The organism is Micromonospora sp. NPDC049282 (assembly GCF_043197045.1).
GTDB lineage: Bacteria > Actinomycetota > Actinomycetes > Mycobacteriales > Micromonosporaceae > Micromonospora.
Window position 1 is genome coordinate 51,800 of the sequence record NZ_JBICSL010000024.1, and the last position, 22,237, is coordinate 74,036.

18 protein-coding genes are annotated in these 22,237 nt (G+C 73.3%); 4 read left to right on the forward strand and 14 right to left on the reverse strand.

Annotation, left to right across the window (positions count from 1 at the left end; all coding sequences use genetic code 11):
• Positions 1-11 precede the first annotated feature (11 nt).
• The gene (locus ACGFI2_RS27880; RefSeq protein ID WP_393522349.1) at positions 12-671 is read left to right on the forward strand and encodes a DUF6766 family protein; all 660 of its coding nucleotides are present in this window, start codon (positions 12-14) and stop codon (positions 669-671) included.
• A 15-nt stretch (positions 672-686) separates the two neighbouring features.
• On the opposite strand, the gene ACGFI2_RS27885 is transcribed toward ACGFI2_RS27880, so the two are convergent.
• From ACGFI2_RS27885 to ACGFI2_RS27935, 11 genes are all read right to left on the reverse strand, one after another.
• The gene (locus ACGFI2_RS27885) at positions 687-1,136 is read right to left on the reverse strand and encodes a GNAT family N-acetyltransferase (RefSeq protein WP_393522351.1); all 450 of its coding nucleotides are present in this window, start codon (positions 1,134-1,136) and stop codon (positions 687-689) included.
• Positions 1,137-1,206: 70 nt separating this feature from the next.
• On the reverse strand, positions 1,207-2,676 hold the full coding sequence (gene obgE / locus ACGFI2_RS27890) for a GTPase ObgE (RefSeq protein ID WP_393522354.1): 1,470 nt from the start codon (positions 2,674-2,676) through the stop codon (positions 1,207-1,209).
• Positions 2,677-2,766: 90 nt separating this feature from the next.
• On the reverse strand, positions 2,767-3,021 hold the full coding sequence (rpmA, locus tag ACGFI2_RS27895; protein WP_091072397.1) for a 50S ribosomal protein L27: 255 nt from the start codon (positions 3,019-3,021) through the stop codon (positions 2,767-2,769).
• Between the two features lie 11 nt (positions 3,022-3,032).
• A complete protein-coding gene (gene rplU / locus ACGFI2_RS27900) occupies positions 3,033-3,350 on the reverse strand; it encodes a 50S ribosomal protein L21 (RefSeq protein ID WP_091072401.1) in 318 nt (105 codons plus the stop codon).
• A 187-nt stretch (positions 3,351-3,537) separates the two neighbouring features.
• Entirely contained in the window at positions 3,538-4,011 is a 474-nt protein-coding gene (locus ACGFI2_RS27905; protein ID WP_393522359.1) for a hypothetical protein, read from the reverse strand.
• 118 nt (positions 4,012-4,129) lie between these two features.
• Complete coding sequence (locus tag ACGFI2_RS27910; protein ID WP_393522362.1) at positions 4,130-7,291, reverse strand: Rne/Rng family ribonuclease; 3,162 nt, start codon at positions 7,289-7,291, stop codon at positions 4,130-4,132.
• Between the two features lie 131 nt (positions 7,292-7,422).
• The gene (locus ACGFI2_RS27915) at positions 7,423-8,142 is read right to left on the reverse strand and encodes a TIGR03936 family radical SAM-associated protein (RefSeq protein ID WP_393522410.1); all 720 of its coding nucleotides are present in this window, start codon (positions 8,140-8,142) and stop codon (positions 7,423-7,425) included.
• A gap of 224 nt (positions 8,143-8,366) precedes the next feature.
• Positions 8,367-9,797 (reverse strand): type VII secretion-associated serine protease mycosin, encoded by a 1,431-nt coding sequence (gene mycP / locus ACGFI2_RS27920; protein WP_393522365.1) that lies wholly within the window; start codon positions 9,795-9,797, stop codon positions 8,367-8,369.
• Positions 9,798-9,807: 10 nt separating this feature from the next.
• Positions 9,808-11,289 carry a hypothetical protein gene (locus ACGFI2_RS27925; RefSeq protein ID WP_393522368.1) on the reverse strand — a complete coding sequence of 494 codons (1,482 nt, stop codon included), beginning with the start codon at positions 11,287-11,289 and terminating at the stop codon, positions 9,808-9,810.
• 13 nt (positions 11,290-11,302) lie between these two features.
• Complete coding sequence (locus tag ACGFI2_RS27930) at positions 11,303-11,740, reverse strand: hypothetical protein (protein WP_393522370.1); 438 nt, start codon at positions 11,738-11,740, stop codon at positions 11,303-11,305.
• Between the two features lie 162 nt (positions 11,741-11,902).
• On the reverse strand, positions 11,903-13,888 hold the full coding sequence (locus ACGFI2_RS27935) for a TIGR03960 family B12-binding radical SAM protein (RefSeq protein WP_393522373.1): 1,986 nt from the start codon (positions 13,886-13,888) through the stop codon (positions 11,903-11,905).
• Positions 13,889-14,016: 128 nt separating this feature from the next.
• Here ACGFI2_RS27935 and ACGFI2_RS27940 point away from each other — a divergent pair, with 128 nt between their 5' ends.
• The gene (locus tag ACGFI2_RS27940; RefSeq protein ID WP_393522376.1) at positions 14,017-15,873 is read left to right on the forward strand and encodes a hypothetical protein; all 1,857 of its coding nucleotides are present in this window, start codon (positions 14,017-14,019) and stop codon (positions 15,871-15,873) included.
• 9 nt (positions 15,874-15,882) lie between these two features.
• On the opposite strand, the gene ACGFI2_RS27945 is transcribed toward ACGFI2_RS27940, so the two are convergent.
• Entirely contained in the window at positions 15,883-16,563 is a 681-nt protein-coding gene (locus tag ACGFI2_RS27945; protein ID WP_393522379.1) for a lysophospholipid acyltransferase family protein, read from the reverse strand.
• A gap of 160 nt (positions 16,564-16,723) precedes the next feature.
• The gene (ileS, locus tag ACGFI2_RS27950) at positions 16,724-19,870 is read right to left on the reverse strand and encodes an isoleucine--tRNA ligase (RefSeq protein ID WP_393522382.1); all 3,147 of its coding nucleotides are present in this window, start codon (positions 19,868-19,870) and stop codon (positions 16,724-16,726) included.
• 421 nt (positions 19,871-20,291) lie between these two features.
• Here ileS and ACGFI2_RS27955 point away from each other — a divergent pair, with 421 nt between their 5' ends.
• Entirely contained in the window at positions 20,292-20,735 is a 444-nt protein-coding gene (locus ACGFI2_RS27955) for a carboxymuconolactone decarboxylase family protein (RefSeq protein WP_393522385.1), read from the forward strand.
• Positions 20,732-21,622: an RNA polymerase sigma factor SigJ gene (gene sigJ, locus ACGFI2_RS27960; RefSeq protein ID WP_393522388.1), complete on the forward strand. Its 891-nt coding sequence runs from the start codon at positions 20,732-20,734 to the stop codon at positions 21,620-21,622. The genes ACGFI2_RS27955 and sigJ overlap by 4 nt, the downstream gene beginning before the upstream one ends.
• A 52-nt stretch (positions 21,623-21,674) precedes the next feature.
• On the opposite strand, the gene ndk is transcribed toward sigJ, so the two are convergent.
• A complete protein-coding gene (gene ndk / locus ACGFI2_RS27965) occupies positions 21,675-22,100 on the reverse strand; it encodes a nucleoside-diphosphate kinase (RefSeq protein WP_393522391.1) in 426 nt (141 codons plus the stop codon).
• Positions 22,101-22,237 lie beyond the last annotated feature (137 nt).

Below are 22,237 nucleotides of genomic sequence, written 5' to 3' on the forward strand. Positions count from 1 at the left end.
GAGGTCCGGCGATGCCGCGGTGGTTGCGGAACAACACGCTCTCGGTCGCGATGTTCGGCGCGTTCCTGGTCTTCCTGCTGTTGCAGAGCGTCTTCGGCTGGCAGGTGCACAACGAGGAGCTGAGCCGGTACGGCGTCGAGCCGCTGGGCTGGTGGGCCTACCTGGGCACCGGGCACTTCGCCGAGGCGGTGTTCGAGAACTGGGAGTCGGAGTTCCTCCAGATGGGCGGCTACGTGCTGCTCACCGCGTACCTCGTGCAGAAGGGCTCGGCCGAGTCGAAGCCGGAGGGCGAGAAGGACCGGCCCGACGACAACCGCGACCACGCGGGCCCGGACGCCCCGTGGCCGGTACGCGTCGGCGGCCTGCCCCTGGTCGTCTACCGGAACAGCCTCTCCGTCGCGTTGCTGATGATCTTCGCCGGGTCGTTCCTGGGCCACCTCCTCGGCGGCGTGAACGCCTACAACCAGGAGCAGGCGTTGGAGAGCGGCGCCGCCCCGATCACCGCCTGGCAGTTCCTCGACACCAGCGACTTCTGGTTCCAGTCGATGCAGAACTGGCAGAGCGAGTTCCTGGCGGTGGGCGTGCTGATCCTGCTCAGCATCGTGCTGCGCCAGCACGCCAGTCCCGAGTCGAAGCCGGTGACCGCCCCGCACACGCAGACGAGCGCCTGAGGTGTAAGGAGGGGATCAGGCCGCGACCGGCAGCCGCTTGGCGAAGCAGACGCTGTACGGGTTGTCGACGTACTCGCCGAAGACCGGGACGGGCTGGTAGCCGGCGGACCGGTAGAGCCCGATCGCGGCCGACAGGTAGGTGCCGGTCTCCAGGCACACCGTGCGGTGCCCGCGCCGGAAGGCCAACTCCTCCAGCGCGACCAGCAACTGCCGGGCCACGCCCCGACCCCGGAACGCCGGCCGGACGTACATCCGCTTCAGCTCGCCGGTGTCGGCGTCGAGCGCCTGGAGGCCGCCACAGCCGACCGCCCGGCCGCCGAGCACGGCCGCCAGGTAGTGGATGTCGGCGTGCACGACGGTGACCTGCCCGTCCAGGCCGCCGTCGGCGTCCCGCAGCTCACGCTGCTGGGCGACGACGAGCGTGGCGATCTCCGGGTCGGTGGCGGGCCGGGATTCGATCAGCATCCGACCACGCTAGGTCGGCCGGATTTCGCCGAGGTTTCCGGCCGACGTCCCCCGCACGGACGGGGCCGAACTAATCGTCGTCCAGGTCGTCCAGGTCGTCCGCCGGGGTCTCCGGCGCGCCCTCGACCTCGTCCTCCGGGCGACGCCGGCGGGCCTTGCGGGCCTCCAACCGGTCGACGGCCCGGGGACGCGTCGACTTGTCCTCCAGCCGCAGGTCCGTGCCCCGGTTGCCAGGGACGAAGTCGACGCCCGCGTAGAGCGTGGGCTGCCAGTCGAACTCCCGCTCGCCGATCCGCACCAGGTCGCCGGCCTGCGCGCCGGCCTTCGCCAGCTTCTCCTCGACGCCGAGGCGGGCCAGCCGGTCGGCCAGGTAGCCCACCGCCTCGTCGTTGTCGAAGTTGGTCTGCTTCACCCAGCGTTCCGGCCGGCTGCCGCGCACCGTGTAGGAGCCGTCCTCCTCGGCCTCGATGGTGAAGCCGGCGTCGTCGACCGCCTTCGGGCGGATCACGATCCGGGTCGGCTCGGCCGGCGGTGCGGCGCGACGGCCCTCGTCGACCAGCTGGGCCATCGCGAACGTCAGCTCGCGCAGGCCCTCCCGGGTGGCGCTGGATACGTCGAAGACGCGGAAGCCGCGGGCCTCCAGGTCGGGGCGGACGATGTCGGCCAGGTCCTTCCCGTCCGGCACGTCGACCTTGTTGAGCGCGACCAGCCGGGGCCGGTCGGCCAGGCCGCCGTACTGGGTCAGCTCCGACTCGATGGCGTCGATGTCGGCCAGCGGGTCGCGGCCCGGCTCCAGCGTCGCGGTGTCGACCACGTGCACCAGCACGGCGCAGCGCTCGACGTGGCGGAGGAACTCCAGCCCCAGCCCCTTGCCGGTGGCGGCGCCCGGGATCAGGCCCGGCACGTCGGCCACGGTGAAGGTGTGGTTGTCCATCCGGACCACGCCCAGGTTCGGCACCAGCGTGGTGAACGGATAGTCGGCGATCTTCGGCTTGGCCGCGGAGATCACCGAGATCAGCGAGGACTTGCCGGCGGACGGGAAGCCGACCAGGCCGACGTCGGCGACGCTCTTCAGCTCCAGCACCACGTCGAGCTTGTCGCCCGGCTCACCCAGCTCGGCGAAGCCCGGCGCCTTGCGGCGGGCGTTGGCCAGCGAGGCGTTGCCCCGCCCACCCCGGCCGCCCCGGGCCGCCTCGAACGTGGTGCCCACCCCGACCAGGTCGGCCAGCACCTCACCGTCGAGGCTCTGCACCACGGTGCCGTTCGGCACCTTGATCACCAGGTCGCGGCCGTTGCCGCCGTCCCGGTTCGAGCCGGCCCCGCCCTTGCCGTTCTCGGCCTTCAGGTGCGGCCGGAAGTGGAAGTCGAGCAGCGTGGTGACCTGTGCGTCGACCACCAGCGACACGCTTCCGCCGTGGCCGCCGTTGCCGCCGTCCGGGCCACCGAAGGGCTTGAACTTCTCCCGGTGGATCGAGACACAGCCGTGCCCGCCGTCGCCGGCCTGCATGTGCAGGACGACCCGGTCAACGAACGTCGTCACGACGCCAATCCTTCCAGCGGGGTTCCGCCCCGCACGTGGAAAGGCGAAGCGGGCCGGGACCCGAGGTCCGCGGCCCGCTTCGCCTTCGAACTACTGCTGCGGCACGATGCTGACGGTCTTGCGACCGCGCTTGGTGCCGAACTGCACCGAACCGGCGGACAGCGCGAACAGCGTGTCGTCGCCGCCACGGCCGACCAGGTCACCGGGGTGGAACTTGGTGCCACGCTGCCGGATGAGGATCTCACCCGCGCTGACGACCTGACCACCGAAGCGCTTCACGCCGAGCCGCTGGGCCGCGGAGTCACGACCGTTACGCGAGCTGGACGCACCCTTTTTGTGAGCCATTGGAGGACGACCTACTTCCCGCTGTTGGAGATGCCGGTCACCTTGATCTGGGTCAGCGGCTGCCGGTGACCCTGACGCTTGTGGTAGCCGGTCTTGTTCTTGAACTTGTGGATCCGGATCTTCGGGCCCTTGGTGTGCGCGGCGATCTCACCGGACACCGCGACCTTCGCGAGCTTCGCCGCGTCGGTCACCAGGTCGTCACCGTCGACGAGGAGCACCGCGGTGAGCTTCACCGCGTCACCGGGGGCACCGGTGAGCTTCTCGACCTCGATCACGTCGCCCTCGGCGACCTTGTACTGCTTGCCGCCGGTCTTGACGATCGCGTACATCGGAGGCGGACTCCCTGTCGTTGAGGCTGCTGACGTCTTTTCCCACCGTTACCGGTCGGTCGTTCCCACGGCGTCTCGCCGGGAGCCGTGACACCGGCGGTGCGGGCACGCGGGAACTAGGCACACAAAAGTGCGCCGCAGGCAAGCGTACGCCATACCCGGCCCGCCGCCCAAACCGGGCCGCCGGTCAGGCCGGGCAGAGCTGGTCGAGACGCTGCTGGAGCCGGTCGAACTCCGTCTCGTCGATCGCCCGCACGTCGGTGCCGAGCCCACCCACCTCGGTGGCCAGGTCCGCCAGGAGCGTCCGCAGCCGCGGGTCGGTGGCCTTCCCCGACTGCTCCCGCAACACGTCCCGCCAGCCCGTCAGGGCGGCCTCCGCGTCCCGCTGGGCGGCCTTCTCCGTGCTCCGGTCCCCGGTGCCGCCGGCCCGCAGCATCTCCGCCAGCTTCTGCACGTACGTCTGCACGGCGACCGAGCCGGACTGCTTCGCCCGGGCACAGACGCCCGCGTCGCCGGTGGCGGTCGGGGCCGGAGTGGGCGAGGTGCCGGCCGGAGCCGGTGAGGCGAAGCCCACCGAGAACGGATCGTCGTTCCGGCCGGCGCAGCCCGACCCGGCCAGCAGCAGTCCGGCCAGCGCGGTGACCGCGAACACCCGACGCATGTCTCCTCCCTCCGGGGCGCGCCGCCCCGACCGGGGGTAGACGGGAAACGGCAGGGCCCCTGCTCGGCACTCTGTTGCCGGAGCGGGGGCCCTGTCAAACGCCACGCAGGTCAGCGGCTCACGGCCGGGTACGTCGTCGGGCGCCGCCACGGCGGGACCGCCGCCGCGGGGTGCCACCGTCGGCGCCCTCGTCGTCGGTCTCGCCGTCACCGATCGCGTCCGGGTCGTCGGAGGCCGCCAGCCGGGCCGAATCGCCCTCCTGGCTGTCCGCGACCGCCGGGAGGGCCGGCGTGTCGGCGGCGAACCGGGACAGGTCGTAGCCCTGGGTGTCGTAGTAGTCGTCGTCGGAGGTCTCGACCACCTCGGCGACGGTCCGCTCCGGCTCGGCCGCGGCCGGCGGCTCCGGCTCGGCCTCCACGGCGGGCTTCTCCGCGGCGGCCTTGCGACCCCGGCGGCGACCCTTCTCCTCGACCGGCGCGACCGCCGAGGCGACCGCCTTGACCTTCTCCCCCGCGCCACCGGCGCGCGGCTTCTCCGGCACCGGCTCGGTGTGGATGACGAGGCCCCGGCCCTTGCAGCACTCGCAGGTCTCGCTGAACGCCTCCAGCAGGCCCGCGCCGATCCGCTTACGGGTCATCTGCACCAGGCCGAGCGAGGTGATCTCGGTCACCTGGTGCTTGGTGCGGTCCCGGCCCAGGCACTCGGTGAGCCGACGCAGCACCAGTTCCCGGTTCGACTCCAGCACCATGTCGATGAAGTCGATCACCACGATGCCACCGAGGTCACGCAGCCGTAGCTGGCGGACGATCTCCTCGGCCGCCTCCAGGTTGTTGCGGGTGACCGTCTCCTCCAGGTTGCCGCCGGAGCCGGTGTACTTGCCCGTGTTGACGTCGACGACGGTCATCGCCTCGGTCCGGTCGATCACCAGCGAGCCGCCGGAGGGGAGGAAGACCTTTCGGTCCAGCCCCTTGAGGATCTGCTCGTCGATCCGGTGCTCGGCGAACACGTCGGCCACGCCGGCGTGCCGGCGCAGCCGCGCGACCAGGTCCGGCGAGACGTGCGAGAGGTACGACTCGACCACGTCGTACGCCGACTCGCCCTCGATGATCAGCTCGCGGAAGTCCTCGTTGAAGAGGTCCCGGACCACCCGGATGACCAGGTCCGGCTCCTCGTAGAGCGGCACCGGGGCGCCACCGGAGGCCGCCTTGTCCTGGATGTCCTCCCACTGCGCCTGGAGCCGCTTGACGTCCCGGGCCAGCTCGTCCTCGCTGGCGCCCTCGGCCGCGGTCCGGACGATCACCCCGGCGCCGTCCGGCACCAGCTTCTTGAGGATGTCCCGCAGCCGCTTGCGCTCGGTGTCCGGCAGCTTGCGGCTGATCCCCGAGGCGTTGCCGTTGGGCACGTAGACCAGGTGCCGGCCGGAGAGCGCGACGTGACTGGTCAGCCGCGCGCCCTTGTGCCCGATCGGGTCCTTGGTGACCTGCACCAGCACCGGGTCGCCGGAGCGCAGCGCCTGCTCGATCGACCGCGCCCGCCCCTCCAGCCCGGTGGCGTCCCAGTTGACCTCGCCGGCGTACAGGACGGCGTTGCGGCCGCGCCCGATGTCGACGAAGGCCGCCTCCATGCTGGGCAGGACGTTCTGCACCTTGCCCAGGTAGACGTTGCCCGCCATGGTGCCCGACGAGTTGCGGGTCACGTAGTGCTCGACCAGCACGCCGTCCTCGAGCACCGCGATCTGGGTGCGGTCGCCGCGCTGGCGCACCACCATCGTCCGGTCGACCGCCTCGCGGCGGGCCAGGAATTCCGACTCGCTCAGGATCGGCGGCCGGGTACGCCGCTGCTCCCGGCCGTCCCGGCGGCGCTGCCGCTTGGCCTCCAGCCGGGTCGACCCGGAGACGCCCTGCACCTCGTCCACCGCCCTGCGCGGCTCACGGATCTTGACGACGGTGGGCACGCCGTCCTCGGCCGCGGTCTCCGCCTCCCCCGCGCCCCGGCGGCGACGACGGCGACGACGGCGGGTCATCCCCTCGCCCTCGCCCTCGGCGTCCTCGTCCTCGGCGGTCTCCTCGGCCTCGGCGTCGGCCTCCGCCGTACCGGACTCGTCGTCCTCGGCCTCGTCGGCGCCGCCCTTGCCGCGGCCCCGGCCCCGGCGACCGCGACGGCGACGGCGACGGCCCTCGGCCGTGTCGTCGTCGTCCTCCTCCTCGGCCTCGGCGATCTCCTCGGCGTCGGCGGTCGGCTCCTCCTCGACGGCCTCGGCCTCGGCCTCGACCGGCTCGGGCTCACGGCGGCCACGGCGACGGCGACCGCCGGTCTCGACCGGCTCCTCCGCGGTCTCCTCGGCCACCGGGTAGGTGACCCGGACGTCCGGGACCTCTTCGGGCTGCGGGGGCATGAACAGGACGGTCGGCGCGGAGAGCGCGGCCCGGCGCCGGCGACCGGTGGCCGGCCGCTCCTCGGCCTCCACCGCGGCGCCCGGCTCGTCCACCGCGCCCGGCACCGCGGCGCCGGTGGACACCGCGCCCGAGGCGTCGGCCAGCCCACCGGCCCGGGCCAGGTCGACATCATCGGTACGACGCGGCGCGGCGTCCTCGGTCCCACCGGTACGGCGGCGCGCGCCCCTGGTGCGACGCGTCGGCGTGGCGCCCTCGGCCGGGACGGGCTCGTCGACGGCGTCCTCGCCGACCGCGTCGGCGTCCTCGTCCTCGTCCTCGTCGAGCGGGGCCCGGCCCTCGGCGATCTCACCCTCGGCCCCGGGCAGCGAGACCGGCCCGTCGACCACTGCGTCGGCCCGCGGCGCGGGGGGCGGCTCCACCGCCGGTCCGGCCGCCTCGGCGGGCGCCTCGGTCGGCGACTCGGCGGCCGGGATCGCCTCGGCGGGCGGGGTGGCCTTGCGGCGGCGGGTCCGGGTCACCTTGACCGGCGGCACCACCTCGTCCGAGGTGGCCTCCACCCCGGCGACGGCCACCGGCTCCTCGACCGCCTTCGCCGGGGTCGCCTTGCGGCGCCGGCGGGTGGTCTTCGGCGCGGCCTCCAACTCCCCCGCCACCGGCGCGAACACCTCGGCCTGCGGCGACTCGCCGCTGCCGGTGGCCGCGGCGGACGCCTCGACCGGGGCGTCGGTCTGCTCCGGCTGGTTGAGCGGAGCAGCCTTGCGGCGGCTGGCCCGCTTGCGGGCCGGCGGCTTCGCCTCGGCGGCGCCGGCGGTGCTGTCGGCGGCGGTCGCGTCGGCCGGCTCCGCGCCGGTCCGCTCGCCGCCCTCGGGCTCGTTCTCGAGCATGGACGTTCTCCAGTTCTGGCTGCCCCGGGCGCGGGTGAGCGCTGCCACGCAGGGTCGCCGCAAAGGTGTTTCCGCCGGGCACGCGGGAGCGCGACCGCCGAAGTCTGCCTGCCAGAGCGCTGACCGTCCGGTCAGTGCCCTCCGATGGCTGCCCCGTCGCGATCCGCGTCCAACGGATCGACGATCTCGCCCTGCGCGGTCAGCGTGCCCTGCGCCAGCCGGATCACCTTGGGGGTGACCGGCGGCTCCAGGTCGGCCACCACGCGGAGGCCGGAAAGGACGTCATCGGGTCGCACGGACGGGGTGACCTGCCGCACGACCAGTTCGAGTATCGCACACGGTACGGCCGCCGCTCCGGAAGGCGTCTCAGCCGGCGCCGATGCATCGATGGTCATCACAGCGCTCCGGGTGTCGAACGTGCGCCGGCCCTGCTTGGTCATCCGCTCGACCTGGATCTCCTCCGCGGCGGTGAAGGCCGCCACGGCCGCCCGGAGCACGTCCGGATCGACCTCGGGCAGCTCGATGCGCCAGTGCGACGCCTCGATCCGGTCGGCCAGGCTGCCGCCGGCGGCCTGGACCGCGTCGAGCACGTCGAGCCCGGGTGAGAGCGCGGCGTCCAGAGCCGCCCGGAGCTGCTCCGGGTCAACCGGCTCACGCAGGCCGATCTCCAGGTATTCGGCCTCGCTGGCGACACCGGTGGGCGCCGCCGAGGCGTACGAGATCTTGGGGTGCGGGGTGAAGCCCTGGGAGAAGGCGATCGGTACGCCGGCCCGGCGCAGCGCCCGCTCGAAGGCCCGGGCGAAGTCCCGGTGCGAGGTGAACCGCAACGGCCCACGTTTGGCGTACCGGATGCGGACCCGCTGGACGACGGGCGCCTGGCCGCCCTCGGGTTGAGGCTTTCTGGCGATCGTGAACTCCTCGGCTGTGCCTGCGTGTCCGCCCCATCCTGGCGCAGCCCCGGGCACCCGTCGCGACCGGGGGCCGGCCGGGCAGGGCCGACCCACGGCGGTGAGGTGGGATCGGTGGATAGTCGATCTCCGAACCGTCCGCCGACCTCATGATCCACCGCGAGCGGTCAGGGGCGGTCGTCGCCCGGCGGGGCGGGGGGTGGCGCGTAGGGGCTCCGCCCGGGTGAGGGCTGCTGCCCCTGGGCGGGTGGCGGGTAGGCGCCCGGCCCGGGTCGGGGGTACGGCCCCGGCTGGGGGTACGAGCCGGGCTGGGGGTACGAGCCGGGGCCGGGGTACGAGCCGGGCGGGGCCTGGCCGGCCGGGACCGGGGGGCGGTGGCCGCCGCCGTCCGTCCGGTCGAGCACGTCGTCCGGTATCCGCGCCGTCCGGGCCAGCTCGCGCCGGTGCCGGCGCCGGTTCCAGATCAGGAACACCACAAGCGCCAGCAGCACCACCACCGCCACGGCGATGCCGATGCCGATCACCATGACCTGCTGGTCGGTGGGGCCGCCCCGGTCGCCGTACTTGGTCACGTCGAAGTTGTCGTCCTCGGCGGCGGCCGGCGGTGGGGACGCGCCGGGCGAGGCCGGGCCGAGCAGCGGGTTCGCCGACACCGACGGCACGTCGGCGGTGAGCGCGGCCACCGGGTCGATCCGGCCGAAGCCGAACCGCGGGTCACGCCCGGGCGCGCCGGCGTCCCGGGCGGTCCGGATGATCCGGTTGATCACGTCCGGCGCGGAGAGCTTCGGGTACTTCGAGCGGATCAACGCCGCGACGCCGGAGACGATGGCGCTGGAGTCGGAGGTGCCGTCACCCCAGCCGTAGCCGTGGTCGGGGCCGGCGTTGTAGATCCCGTCCGCGGGCGCGGCGACCACCGCCTCCGGCCCCTGGGCGGAGCCGGACCAGAAGCCGCCGCCACGGGTGGTGCCGGTCACCGCGATCACGCCGGGAATCCGGGCCGGCGAGGCGATGTCCACGTCGCCCGCCTTGAGGTTGCCGGCCGAGGCGACCACGACGACATCGTGCTCCAGCGCGTACCGGATCGCCTCCTCGTCGTCCGGGTCGGGCGCGCCGGCCTGGCCGAAGGAGAGGTTGAGCACCTTCGCGCCACCGTCCACGGCCATCCGGATCCCCAGGGCGGACGCGCCGTCGGGGATCGTTCCGGGGCCCGGTTCCTGCTTGATCGGGAGGATCCGGGCGTCCGGTGCGATGCCGTCCACCCCGTCGCCGACGTTGGCCGCGGCGATGATGCCGGCCATGTGCGTGCCGTGACCGTCCGGGTCGTTCCGGCCGTCGCCCCGGGCGCCGTAGCTACGGCCGCCCGGCAGCACCCGGCCCCGCAGCGCCGGGTGCGTCGCGTCGACGCCGGTGTCCACCACGCCGACCACCACGCCGCGCCCGGTGGAGATCTGGTGTGCCCGGTCGATGCGCAGCTCGTCCAGGTACCACTGCTCGGCGCGGCGGGGCGCGGCGGTCGCCGGCTGCGCGGCCCCCAACGCCATCAGCCCGACCATCAGCCCCGCCGCCACCGGCCGTAGCGCGCCGACGTACACCCTCATCCGTCCGTCCTCATCGCAGGATGCCCGGGGACGCACCGTCACCGGCACCCCACGGATCGTCGTCCTCAGTCAACCACGACGAGTGCTCGCCACCGCCGCCGCCGTGCCCGGCGCCGCCGTGCCCGCCCATCATGCCGCCGCCCATCATGGCGCCGCCGGCCATGCCACCGCGGGGGCCGCCGGCGCCCACACCCGCGCCTCCGGCGCCGGTCGCGCCGCGCAACGCGTTGGCCGCGCTGGTCAACGGCGGGACCTTGCCGTTGCCGCCGCCGACCATGCCGGGCAGCGCACCCACACCCATCCCGCCGGCCGCGCCCAGTCCGCCGCCGCCGAGGCCACCGGCGGAACCCAACCCGGCGCCACCGCCGCCGAAGCCGCCGCCGCCGACCGTGCTCAATCCACCGCCACCACCGCCGAACGTGCTGCCCGGCCCGCCGGGTGTGATCGTGCCCGGCCCGCCGGCGCCGGCCAGGCCGCTGCCGTAGTCGTCGTCGAGCGAGCCCGGGGCGCCGGCGCCGGTGACCGGCGGGACGTGCGTACCGGCGCCGCCGGGACGGCCGCCGAGGTCGGCGCCGCCCGTGGTGGGCGGCGGCGTGAACGACCCACCGTCGTACGAGCCACCGCCACCGCCACCACCACCGATGCCGGTGCTGCCCAGCGACGGCATCTTGCCGCCGCCACCACCACCGCCACCACCACCACCGGGCAGTCCGGTGTCGGGTACGCCGGAGGGCGGGGTACGGGTGTCGGGCGTGTAGCCGTCGCGCTGATCCTTGGCCGTCGGCTGGGGCACGACCAGCTTGGGACGCTCGGTCTCCACCGCGACCGGCAGTGGCGACATCGCCTTGTTGGCCGCCTCCTGGTTGTCCCGGTACCAGTTGTCCAGATGCGACTTGGTGTCCCACCAGCCGCCGCGCTTCTGATCGCTCGCGTTGCCGTCGACCTTCATGGTCGCCTCGAGGTCGTCGGCCTTGTCGCGGAACGCGCCGTCGGCGTAGAGCGCCTGGTTGGCCTGGTAGTCCTTGCGCAGCGAGGCGAGGAAGCCGGACTGGCTCTCGCCGTCGCGGGCGTCGTCCAACTCGGTGCCGCCGGGCAGGCTCCACTCGTTCCAGCCGAAGTCGTCCATCAACGGGATCGGGATGCTGGCCACCGCCGTCCGGATGTCGCCCTCGATCCGCGACAAGGCCCCGCTGACCCCGCTGGCGTGCGTGATGAGCTCCTCGATGTCCTTGCCGATGCCGTTCAGGTGGTCGCGGTACGCGTCACCGCCGCTGCCCTTCCAACCGGCCAGCAGCCCGGGCAGACCGCCGCTGTGCGGACGCTCCTGGCCGGTCGCGATCGGGCCGACGAACGAGCGCCCGACCAGCGAGTCCCGCAGGTAGCCGAGCGCGGTGGAGAGGTTGTTCCAGCCCGTCCCCACGGACCCGACGGTCTCCGGGTCCGCCGACAGCGTCACCTCGCGCACGGCGCGCTCCCAGGTGCCTCCAGCCATGACCGTCTCCCCCTCAGGCCGTGTACGGATAGGTGGGCTGCTGCCCGGCCTCCGGCGGCGGCGCCGCGGACTCCAGCAGCCGCTCGATCTGCTTACCGTTGGCCGCGTTGCGGGCCTCCGCGTCGCGGAACGCCTTCGCGATGTCCTCGGTGCCCTTCTTCAGGCCGGCCAGCTTGTTGGAGATGGCCTTGAGGTGGGCCTCCATGTTGGCCGTCGACCTGGTCAACGCCGCCCACTGCATCCGGGCGTCCTCGTACGCGCCGAACGGGGTGCCGTTCGGCACCGTCTGCGCGTTGCTGCTGTCGCCCTTCATCCGCTCCTTGATGCGTTCCATCTCGTAGCCGATGGTGTCGTCGACGTACTGCTTGAGGCGCTCGACGTAGTCCGCCGCGGCGTCCAGGTCCTCGACGCTGACGTGCAGATCGCCGGTGTCCGGCGGTTTGATGCCCATGGTGTCCTCCCCGCTACCGGCCCGGGCCGGTCCAATACGGACGCAGCGTATCGAGGAAGCACCAGTCGGGGCACCCCCGCCCCGGGCGGCTGGGCGGTCGGCGCGAAACGCGACGGAGCGCGGGAACCTCTCGGGCTCCCGCGCTCCGTCGGACGTGTCGGCTCAGGCCTGGGCGGCGGCGGGCTGCTTCAACCCGCCGACGGGCGTCAGCGGCAGCAGCTTCCGGCCGGTCGGGCCGATCTGGATCTCGGTGTCCATGGACGGGCAGACGCCGCAGTCGAAACAGGGCGTCCAGCGGCAGTCGTCCTGCTCGTACTCGGAGAGCGAGTCCTGCCAGTCCTGCCAGAGCCAGTCCTTGTCCAGGCCGGAGTCGAGGTGGTCCCACGGCAGGACCTCCAGCTCCTCACGCCGGCGAGTGGTGTACCAGTCGAGGTCCACCCCGAACGCGGGCAGCACCTCGGCAGCGGCGTCCACCCACCGCTGGTAGGAGAAGTGCTCGCTCCAGCCGTCGAACCGGCCGCCGTTCTCCCAGACCCGGCGGATCACCGCGCCGACCCGGCGGTCGCCCCGGGACAGCAGGCCCTCGATCAGCGACGGCTCGCCGTCGTGGTAGCGGAAGCCGATCGCCCGGCCCAGCGAACGCTCACTGTTGATCGCCTGCTTGAGCAGCTTGAGCCGGCCGTCGATGACCTCCGGCGGCTCCATCGGGGCCCACTGGAACGGGGTGTGCGGCTTCGGCACGAAGCCGCCGATGGAGACCGTGCAGCGGATGTCCTTCGATCCGGTGGCGGCGCGGCCGGCCCGGATCACCTCGTGCGCCATGTCGGCGATCTCGAGGACGTCGGCGTCCGTCTCGGTGGGCAGGCCGCACATGAAGTAGAGCTTCACCTGCCGCCAGCCGTTGGTGTAGGCGGTGACCACCGTGCGGATCAGGTCTTCCTTCGACACCATCTTGTTGATGACCTTGCGGATCCGCTCCGAGCCGCCCTCCGGGGCGAAGGTCAGACCGGTCCGGCGCCCGTTGCGGGACAGCTCCTGCGCCAGGTCGATGTTGAACGCGTCCACCCGGGTCGACGGCAGCGAGAGCGACACGTTCGTGCCCTCGTACTGCTCGGCCAGGCCGGAGCACATGTCGCCGATCTCGGAGTGGTCGGCCGACGACAGCGACAGCAGGCCCACCTCGTGGAAGCCGGAGAACTCCAGGCCCTGCTGCACCATCTGGCCGACCGTGGTGATCGAGCGCTCGCGCACCGGGCGGGTGATCATGCCGGCCTGGCAGAACCGGCAGCCCCGGGTGCAGCCCCGGAAGATCTCCACCGCGTACCGCTCGTGGACCGTCTCGGCGAGCGGGACCAGGGGCTTCTTCGGGTACGGCCAGGCGTCCAGGTCCATGGTCGTGCGCTTGTGCACCCGGAACGGCACGTCCGGACGGTTCGGCACGACCCGCTGGATCCGACCGTCGGGCAGGTAGTCGACGTCGTAGAAGCGCGGCACGTAGACGCTCTCGGTGCGGGCCAGCCGCAGCAGCAGCTCGTCCCGGCCGCCCGGCGCGCCCTCGGCCTTCCACTCCCGGACGATGGCGGTGATCTCCAGCACCGCCTCCTCGCCGTCGCCGAGCACCGCGGCGTCGACGAAGTCGGCGATCGGCTCCGGGTTGAACGCGGCGTGCCCGCCCGCCACGATCACCGGGTCGGCCTCGGTGCGGTCGGCGGCGAGCAGCGGAATGCCGGCCAGGTCGATCGCGGCGAGCAGGTTGGTGTAGCCCAGCTCGGTGGAGAACGAGACGCCGAACACGTCGAAGTCGCGCACCGGGCGGTGCGCGTCGACGGTGAACTGCGGCACGCCGTGCTCACGCATCAGGCGTTCCAGGTCGGGCCAGACCGCGTACGTGCGCTCGGCGAGCACGTCCGGCAGCTCGTTGAGCACCTCGTAGAGGATCTGCACGCCCTGGTTGGGCAGGCCCACCTCGTACGCGTCCGGATACATCAGCGCCCACCGGACGGTCGCGGCGTCCCAGTCCTTGACCACCGCGCCCAGTTCCCCGCCCACGTACTGGATGGGTTTGGTCACCTGCGGCAGCAACGGCTCCAGCCGGGGCCACACCGAGTTGGCGGCCGGGGGACGTGGGGTCGTGGACGGGGCACTCATGATGCCCAAGGGTACGCGGTGCCTCGGCTCCTCCTTCCCCGCCGGCAGCTTTGCGGTGGAGTCGGCGATTCGTGGACAGTGGCGGGGCGGTACTAACCTCGCAACGGGCGCGAGAGGAGATTGCCGCGATGTCGCAGCCGCAGCCGGGGGCGGGCCGGCCGGCCGACGGGGCCGAGGGGCCGGCCGTCACCGAGCCGCCGACCGCCGTACCGACGCCTGCCGACGCCGGGGCCACCACGCCGCCGTCCGCGTCCGACGGGCGGGCCACGGGGCACCCGGACGGCCCCGCCCCGGCGGGCGGTCCGGCGGCGGGCGAGCCGGACGCGGCGTCCGTCACCGCCCCGCCCGACGGTGTCCCGGCGGACACCGTCCCGGTCGACGCCGCCCCGGAGACCTCCGCGCCGAAGACCTCCACCCCGACCTCGCCCAACGCCGGCACCGCCGACGCCGGCACCCCCGACGCCAGCACCCCCGACGCCAGCACCCCCGACGCGGCGGGCGACGCCCCGCCGGCCGGCGCCGGCCCGGAGGCGGCCGGGGCTTCCACGGCGAGCGGCGCGGACGCCCCGCCCGAGCGGGACGACGACGGCACCGGGCAGCCGAGCGCCGACCCCGACGCCACCCCGGCCACACCGGCCGCACCAGCCGCGCCGGCTCGCGCCCGGGGTTCCGCCGCCGTGCCCGGCCGCGTCCCGCCGGCCCCGCGCACGCCCGACCCCACCCGGATCGAGGACGGACCGGCCCCCGCCACGGCCGACCCCACCCGGATCGAGGACGGACCGGCCCCCGCCACGGCCGACCCCACCCGGATCGAGGACGACCCGGTCCCCGCCACGGCCGGGACCGGACCGGATCCCACCCGGGTGGAGAACGCGTCGCCGCCGACCCGCGTCGAGCCGGTCACTCCCCGCTGGAGCGGTTCCGCCCCGGTCCCGCCCCCGCCGCCGCGTCGTCGCGGCTGGGGCGAGTCCGCCGAGCCCACCCCGGTGCCGCCGATCGACTCCCCCGAGCACGCCACCCCGGTGGACCCGTGGGCCGGGGTGGACACCACCGGCTGGAACCTTCCGTCCGCCGAGCTGCCGGCGCTGCCGGCGACGATGCCCTACACCGCGCCGTGGCCGGCCCAGCCGGCGCCGCATCCCGCCCCGCCGCCGGCCGGCCGCCCGGTGTCACCGCCGGCACACACCCCGCCCTACCCGGCCCCGCCGGTCGGCCGCCCGGTGTCACCGCCGGCACACACCCCGCCGTACCTCGGCCCACCGGCCGCCCGCCCGGTCTCACCGCCGGCACACCCCCCGCCGCCGGTCCCGGCGGTCCCGGCCCGGCCGCCGAAGCAGCCCCGGCCGAAGCAGCGCCGGGGCCGGACCCCGCCGCCGGCCGCGCCGCCGCCCGGGTGGCAGGCGCCCAAGGGGTACGTGCCGGTGCCCGTACGCCGGCGGCGCCGCTGGCCCTGGGTGCTGCTGCTCAGCGTGGCGTGCTGCTGCGGCGTCCCGCTCTGGTGGGTCCAGCCGCTCTCCAGCCAGTACCCGGCCAGCGCCACCCTCCCCGACCAGCTCGGCTCCATGCGGCTGCGCCAGGACCAGGACAGCCAGGCTGCGGTCGAGGACCTGAAGAGCCGGGTACGCCAGGCGGACTGGCTCGCCGAGGACACGTTCGCCGGCATCTACACCACGAACGACGACAAGCGGGTGACCCTGTTCGGCAGCACCGGTTTCCGGTTCAGCCCGGAGTCCGACGCCGAGGCCGAGCTGAAGCGCCTCACCGGCGACTACGACCTGCAACCCTCGGTGACCGTGGACACCGGCGTACGCGGCCGGCACGAACGCTGCGCGGTCGGCCGGGCGGACGGCGACACGGTGGTGGTGTGCACCTCGGTCGACCACGGCAGCCTCACCACGGGCGTGTTCACCCGGCTGTCGGTGGACGACAGCGGCCGGCTACTGAACGACCTGCGCCAGCAGGTGGTGGTCCCGAAGCAGTCCTGATCGGGCGGGTCAGGCCGGCGGCTGCTCGCCGCGCTTCGGGGCGTAGCGGGGGACGTACTCCTGGCCGGTGAGCTTCTGGATCTCGGCCATCAGCTCGTCGGTCATGGTCCGCAGCGACGAACGGTCGTCGGGCCGGCCGGTGAAGTCCAGTGGCTTGCCGAACCTGATGGTGATCTTGGCCCGGCCCGGCCGGGGCACCCGGGTCCCGATCGGCTGGGCCTTGTCGGTGCCGGTCACGCCGACCGGGATGATCGGCACCCCGGCGGCCACCGCCAGCCGGGTCGCGCCGGTGCGACCGCGGTAGAGTCGCCCGTCCGGCGACCGGGTGCCCTCCGGGTAGACGGCGACCAGGTCACCGGCCTTGAGCACCGGGATCGCGGCGTCGAACGCGGACAGCGCCGCCCGGCCGCCGCCGCGCTCGACCGGGATGGCGCCCAGCCCGGTGAGCACGAACTTGGAGATGCCGCCCTTCAGCCCGGTGCCGTTGAAGTATTCCGACTTGGCCCAGAACGCGAGGTGACGCGGGACCACGGTGCCGAGCAGCAGCTCGTCGGCGACGGAGAGGTGGTTGCCCGCGAAGATCGCGCCGCCGGTCGCCGGGATGTGCTCCAACCCCTCCGCGTGCGGCCGGAAGGCCAACCGGAGCGTGGGCGCCACGGTGAGCTTGCCGATGGTGTAGAGCAGGGGCACGGGTCCTCCGGCGGTCGTACGCGAAACAGGCGCTGTCACGGTAGCCGACGCCGTCACCCCCGGCCGAGCGGGTGGCCCGCAGTCCACCCGCTCGGTGCGTCGAGTGAGACGGGGCCCCTTCTGTACCTCAGGCGTTGAGAAGGGACCCCGCCTTACAGCCTCACACCCGGCGGACGCCGACCACCACGCGCTCACCGTCGCCGGCTTCGCCGGCGAAGCCGTCGAGGCCCTCGACGAAGTCGATGCTGCCGGCCAGCACCTCCCGCGCCACGAAGTCGCGGAACGCGGCGACCGCCGCGCGCACCTCCTCGGAGGCCGACACCGCCACCGTGATCCGGTCGGAGATGTCCAGGTCGGCGTCGCGGCGGGCCTGCTGCACCACCCGCACCACGTCCCGGGCCAGCCCTTCGGCGGCCAGCTCCGGCGTGACCTCGGTGTCCAGCACCACCACGCCGTCGGCGCCGGGCAGCGGGGCCGAGTGCTCCGCGTCCGCGGCGACCAGGCGCAGCTCGTACTCGCCCTCGGCCAGGGTGACGCCGGCGGCGACCGGGGCGCCGTCGACGAGTTCCCACTCCCCCGCCTTGACCGCCTTGATCACCTGCTGGACCGCCTTGCCGACGCGCGGACCGAGCGCCCGCGGCACCACGGTCAGCACCTGCTGGCAGTAGGCGGACACCTCGCCGGTGAGCACGACCTCCTTCACGTTGACCTCGTCGGCGACCAGCTCGGCGAACGGCCGGAGCTGGTCGGCGACGGCGGAGGCCACGGTCAGCTTCGCCAGCGGCAGCCGGACCCGCAGGCCCTTCGCCTTGCGCAGCGACAGCGCGGCCGAGGCGACCGCCCGGACGTTGTCCATCGCGGAGACCAGCTCGGGGTCGGCCGGGAACTCGTCCGCCGACGGCCAGTCGGTCAGGTGCACCGACCGCTCGCCGGTCAGCCCGCGCCAGATCTCCTCGGCGGTCAGCGGCGCCAGCGGCGCCACCACCCGGCAGAGCGTCTCCAGCACGGTCCAGAGCGTGTCGAACGCGTCCGCGTCGCCGGCCCAGAACCGGTCCCGCGAGCGACGCACGTACCAGTTGGTCAGCGCGTCCAGGTAGGACCGGACGGTGCCGCACGCGCCGGAGATGTCGTACGCGTCCATCTGCGCGCCGACGGTCGCCACCAACTCGTTCGTCTTCGCCAGCACGTACCGGTCGAGCACGTTCGCCGAGTCGGTGCGCCGACGCGCCTGGTAGCCGTCCGCGTTGGCGTAGAGCGTGAAGAAGTACCACACGTTCCACAGCGGCAGCAGCACCTGGCGCACCGCGTCCCGGATGCCCGACTCGGTCACCGCCATGTCGCCGCCGCGCAGCACCGGCGAGGACATCAGCATCCACCGCATCGCGTCCGACCCGTAGGAGTCGAAGACGTGGTAGACGTCCGGGTAGTTCTTCAGGCTCTTGGACATCTTGCGCCCGTCGGAGCCGAGCAGGATGCCGTGGCTGAGGCAGTTGCGGAACGCCGGCCGGTCGAACAGCGCGGTGGCCAGCACGTGCATGGTGTAGAACCAGCCGCGGGTCTGCCCGATGTACTCGACGATGAAGTCACCCGGGTAGTGGTGCTCGAACCAGTCGCGGTTCTCGAACGGGTAGTGCACCTGGGCGAACGGCATCGAGCCGGACTCGAACCAGCAGTCCAGCACCTCCGGCACCCGACGCATCATCGACCGACCGGTCGGGTCGTCCGGGTTGGGCCGGACCAGGTCGTCCACCGCCGGCCGGTGCAGGTCGCTCAGGCGTACGCCGAAGTCCCGCTCGATGTCGGCGAGCGAGCCGTAGACGTCCAGTCGCGGGTAGTTCGGGTCGTCGGACTTCCACACCGGGATGGGCGAGCCCCAGAACCGGTTCCGGCTGATCGACCAGTCCCGGGCGTTCGCGAGCCACTTGCCGAACGAGCCGTCCTTGATGTGCCCCGGCGTCCAGTTGATCTCCTGGTTCAGCTCGACCATCCGGTCCCGGAACCTGGTCACCGCGACGAACCACGACGACACCGCCTTGTAGACCAGCGGGGTGTCGCAGCGCCAGCAGTGCGGGTACGAGTGGGTGTAGGTGTCCTGCTTGAGCACCACCCCCCGCTCCTTCAGCTCCCGGATCACCGGCTTGTTGACGTCGAAGACCTGCTCACCCTGGTACGGCGGCACCAGCGCGGTGAACCGGGTATGGTCGTCCACCGTGACGACGGTGGGGATGCCGGCGGCGTTGCAGACGTTCTGGTCGTCCTCACCGAAGGCCGGGGCCAGGTGCACGATCCCGGTGCCGTCCTCAGTGGTGACGAACTCCGCGCCGAGCACCTGGTAGGCGTTCGGCCCGGCCGGCTCGACCAGGAAGTCGTACAGCGGCGTGTAGCGGCGTCCGACGAGGTCGCGGCCGTGGACGGTGCCGACCTGCTCGTACCCCTCCAGCTCCTTGGCGTACGCGCCGAGCCGGGACTCACCGACCAGGTGGCGCTGCCCGTCGCGCTCCAGCACCGCGTACTCGATGTCCGGACCGACGGCGAGCGCCAGGTTCGACGGCAGCGTCCACGGCGTGGTGGTCCAGACACCCAGCCTGACCGGCCCACGCACCAGCTCCGGGGCGGACTCGTCGGCGGTCAGCTCGAACCACACGGTCAGCGTCGGGTCGTGCCGGTCCCGGTAGACGTCGTCCATCCGGGTCTCGGTGTTCGACAGCGGCGTCTCGCACCGCCAGCAGTAGGCCAGCACCCGGAAGCCCTCGTAGATCAGACCCTTGTCGTGCAGGGTCTTGAAGGCCCACATGACGCTTTCCATGTAGTCCAGGTCGAGCGTCTTGTAGTCGTTGGCGAAGTCGACCCAGCGGGCCTGCCGGTTGATGTACCGCTCCCAGTCCTGGGTGAACTCCAGCACGCTGGCGCGGCAGGCGTCGTTGAACCGGGCCACGCCCAGGTCGAGGATCTCGGCCTTGGTGGTGATGCCGAGCTGCTTCTCGGCCACCACCTCGGCCGGCAGGCCGTGGCAGTCCCAGCCGAAGCGCCGCTCGACGTGCTTGCCGCGCATGGTCTGGTAGCGCGGCACCACGTCCTTGACGTAGCCGGTGAAGAGGTGGCCGTAGTGCGGCAGGCCGTTGGCGAACGGCGGGCCGTCGTAGAAGACGTACTCGTTCTTGCCGTTCTCGCCGGTCGGCCTCGCCTCGACGGAGGCCTCGAAGGTCTTGTCGGCGGTCCAGTGCTCCAGCACCCGGCGCTCGACCGCGGGCAGGTCCGGGCTCGCCGGGACGCCGGCGCCGGTCGGGTCGTGCAACGGATAGGCCATCGGGGGTCGCTCTCCTCGCGCAGCTCACTCGTCGGTGGGTCTGCGAGGACGAACCGATCCGGGCGTGCCTCACGGCGCTCCCGGGTGGTCCGCGGTACCACCCCGCTTGACGGTCAGGATCGACCGCCCGCTCATTGGCCGGCTGTGACGGGCCGTCCCGTCCGGTTCTACTGGGCCGGTTGCCCGGCTGTTCTTCCGGAGGCTCGCCGGTGATGGCCGGGTCGTCGCCTTACCGCGCCAACGATACTCGACCCGCCCACCCCTCCGCCTCCGAGTAAGGCGGGGCCCCTTCTCAACGCCTCCGGTATAGCAGGGGCCCCCGCTCGACACCTCGCATGATCGGCGTCACACCGCCGCGCCGTCACGCCGGCCGGGCCGGGATCCGTCGTGTGCACGTACGGACGACACGAGGGAGGCGGCGATGAGCCGGATCAACATGGCAACGGTGGCGCCGGAGGCGTACCGCCTGGTGCGCGGGCTGGAGACCTACATCCGGGGCAACCTGGACCACACCGTGCTGAAGCTGGTGAAGGTGCGGGCGTCGATGCTCAACGGCTGCGCGTTCTGCGTGGACATGCACACCCGGGAGGCGCTGGACGCCGGGGAGGACAACCGGCGGCTCTTCGCCCTGGCCGCCTGGCGGGAGGCCCCGTCGTTCTTCGACGAGCGGGAGCGGGCCGCGCTGGCGCTGACCGACGCGGTCACCCGGCTCGGCGAGCACGGCGTGCCCGACGAGGTGTGGGACGCGGCCGCGAAGGTCTGGTCGGAGAAGGAGCTCGCCGACCTCGTCATCGCGATCGCGACAATCAACGTGTGGAACCGGATCGTGATCAGCAGCCGGACCGAGCCACCGCTCGAGGTGTGACCTCCACCGGGGCGGCGGAGGCGGCCGGTGCGCTCACCGCGCACCGGCCGATGCTGCTCGGGCTGGCCTACCGGCTGCTGGGCAGCCTGCACGACGCGGAGGACGTGCTCCAGGAGGCGTACCTGCGCTGGCTCGACGTCGACCGGGAGGCGGTCACCGAGCCCCGCCGCTACCTGTCCCGGGTGGTGACCCGGCTCGCGCTGGACCGGCTGCGTGCCCGGCAGGCCAGCCGGGAGACGTACGTCGGACCGTGGCTGCCCGAGCCGGTGCCCACCGATCCGTCGCCGTTCGGGCCGCTGGAGACGGTCGAGCTGCGGGAGACGATCTCCATCGCCCTGCTGCACCTGCTGGAGCGGCTCACCCCGCCGGAGCGGGCGGTGTACGTGCTGCACACCGCGTTCGCCGTGCCGTACGCCGAGATCGGCGACATCCTGGACCGGTCCGCGGCGGACTGCCGCCAGCTGCACCACCGCGCGGCGGCCCGGCTCGCCGAGGAACGGCGGCGCTTCACCGCCGGCCCGGCCGAGCAGCGCCGGCTGCTCGACGCCTTCCTCGCCGCCGCCCGCGACGGCGACCTGGTCCGGCTGACCGATCTGGTCGCGGCCGACGCCACCGCCTGGTCCGACGGCGGCGGGCGGATCCGCGCGGCGCGCAACCCGGTGCACGGCGCGGACCGGATCGCCCGCTTCTTCGCCGGGGTGTACGGCCGCCGTCGCCCCGGCGTCCGGGCCACGCCGGTCCAGCTCAACGGCGCGCCCGCGCTGCTGCTGAGCTGGCCGTGGCCGTCCGGGGTCCGGTACACCCTCGGTGTGGCGGCCGCCGACGGCCGGATCACCAACGTCTACCTGGTCGGCAACCCCGACAAGCTGACCCGGGTCGGCCGCTGAGCACACGGCGGCCCCGGTCCCACGGGGGGAGCCGGGGCCGTCGGAAGGTCGGTCAGCCCAGCTCGGGGAACCAGAGGGCGATCTCACGCTTGGCGCTGTCCGTCGAGTCGGAGGCGTGCACCAGATTCTCCCGGTTCGACAGGGACAGGTCGCCGCGGATGGTGCCGGCGGCGGCCCTACGGCCGTCGGTGCTGCCGATCATGCCGCGCACCACCTCGATCACCTGGTCGCCGGAGAGCACCAGGGCCACCAGCGGGCCACCGGTCATGAACGTCTTCAGCGGCGGGTAGAACGGCTTGTCCACGTGCTCGGCGTAGTGCTGGTCGGCGAAGTCGCCGTCCATGGTCCGGCTCACCAGCGCGTCGATCCGCAGGCCCTTGCGCTCGAAACGGGACAGGATCTCGCCCACCAGACCACGGCGCACCGCGTCGGGCTTGATCAGTACGAGCGTCCGCTCGTCCGGGCTGCTGCTGGACACGCTGGCTTCCTCCTGTGCACCTGAACCGGGTCGCGCTGGGTACGGTCAGCGTAGCGACCCGGTCCCGGCGCCGGCGCGGCGGCTGCGTCTTCCCTGGCCCGCCGCGGCGGCCTAGCCTGACCATGGAACCCCTGGGA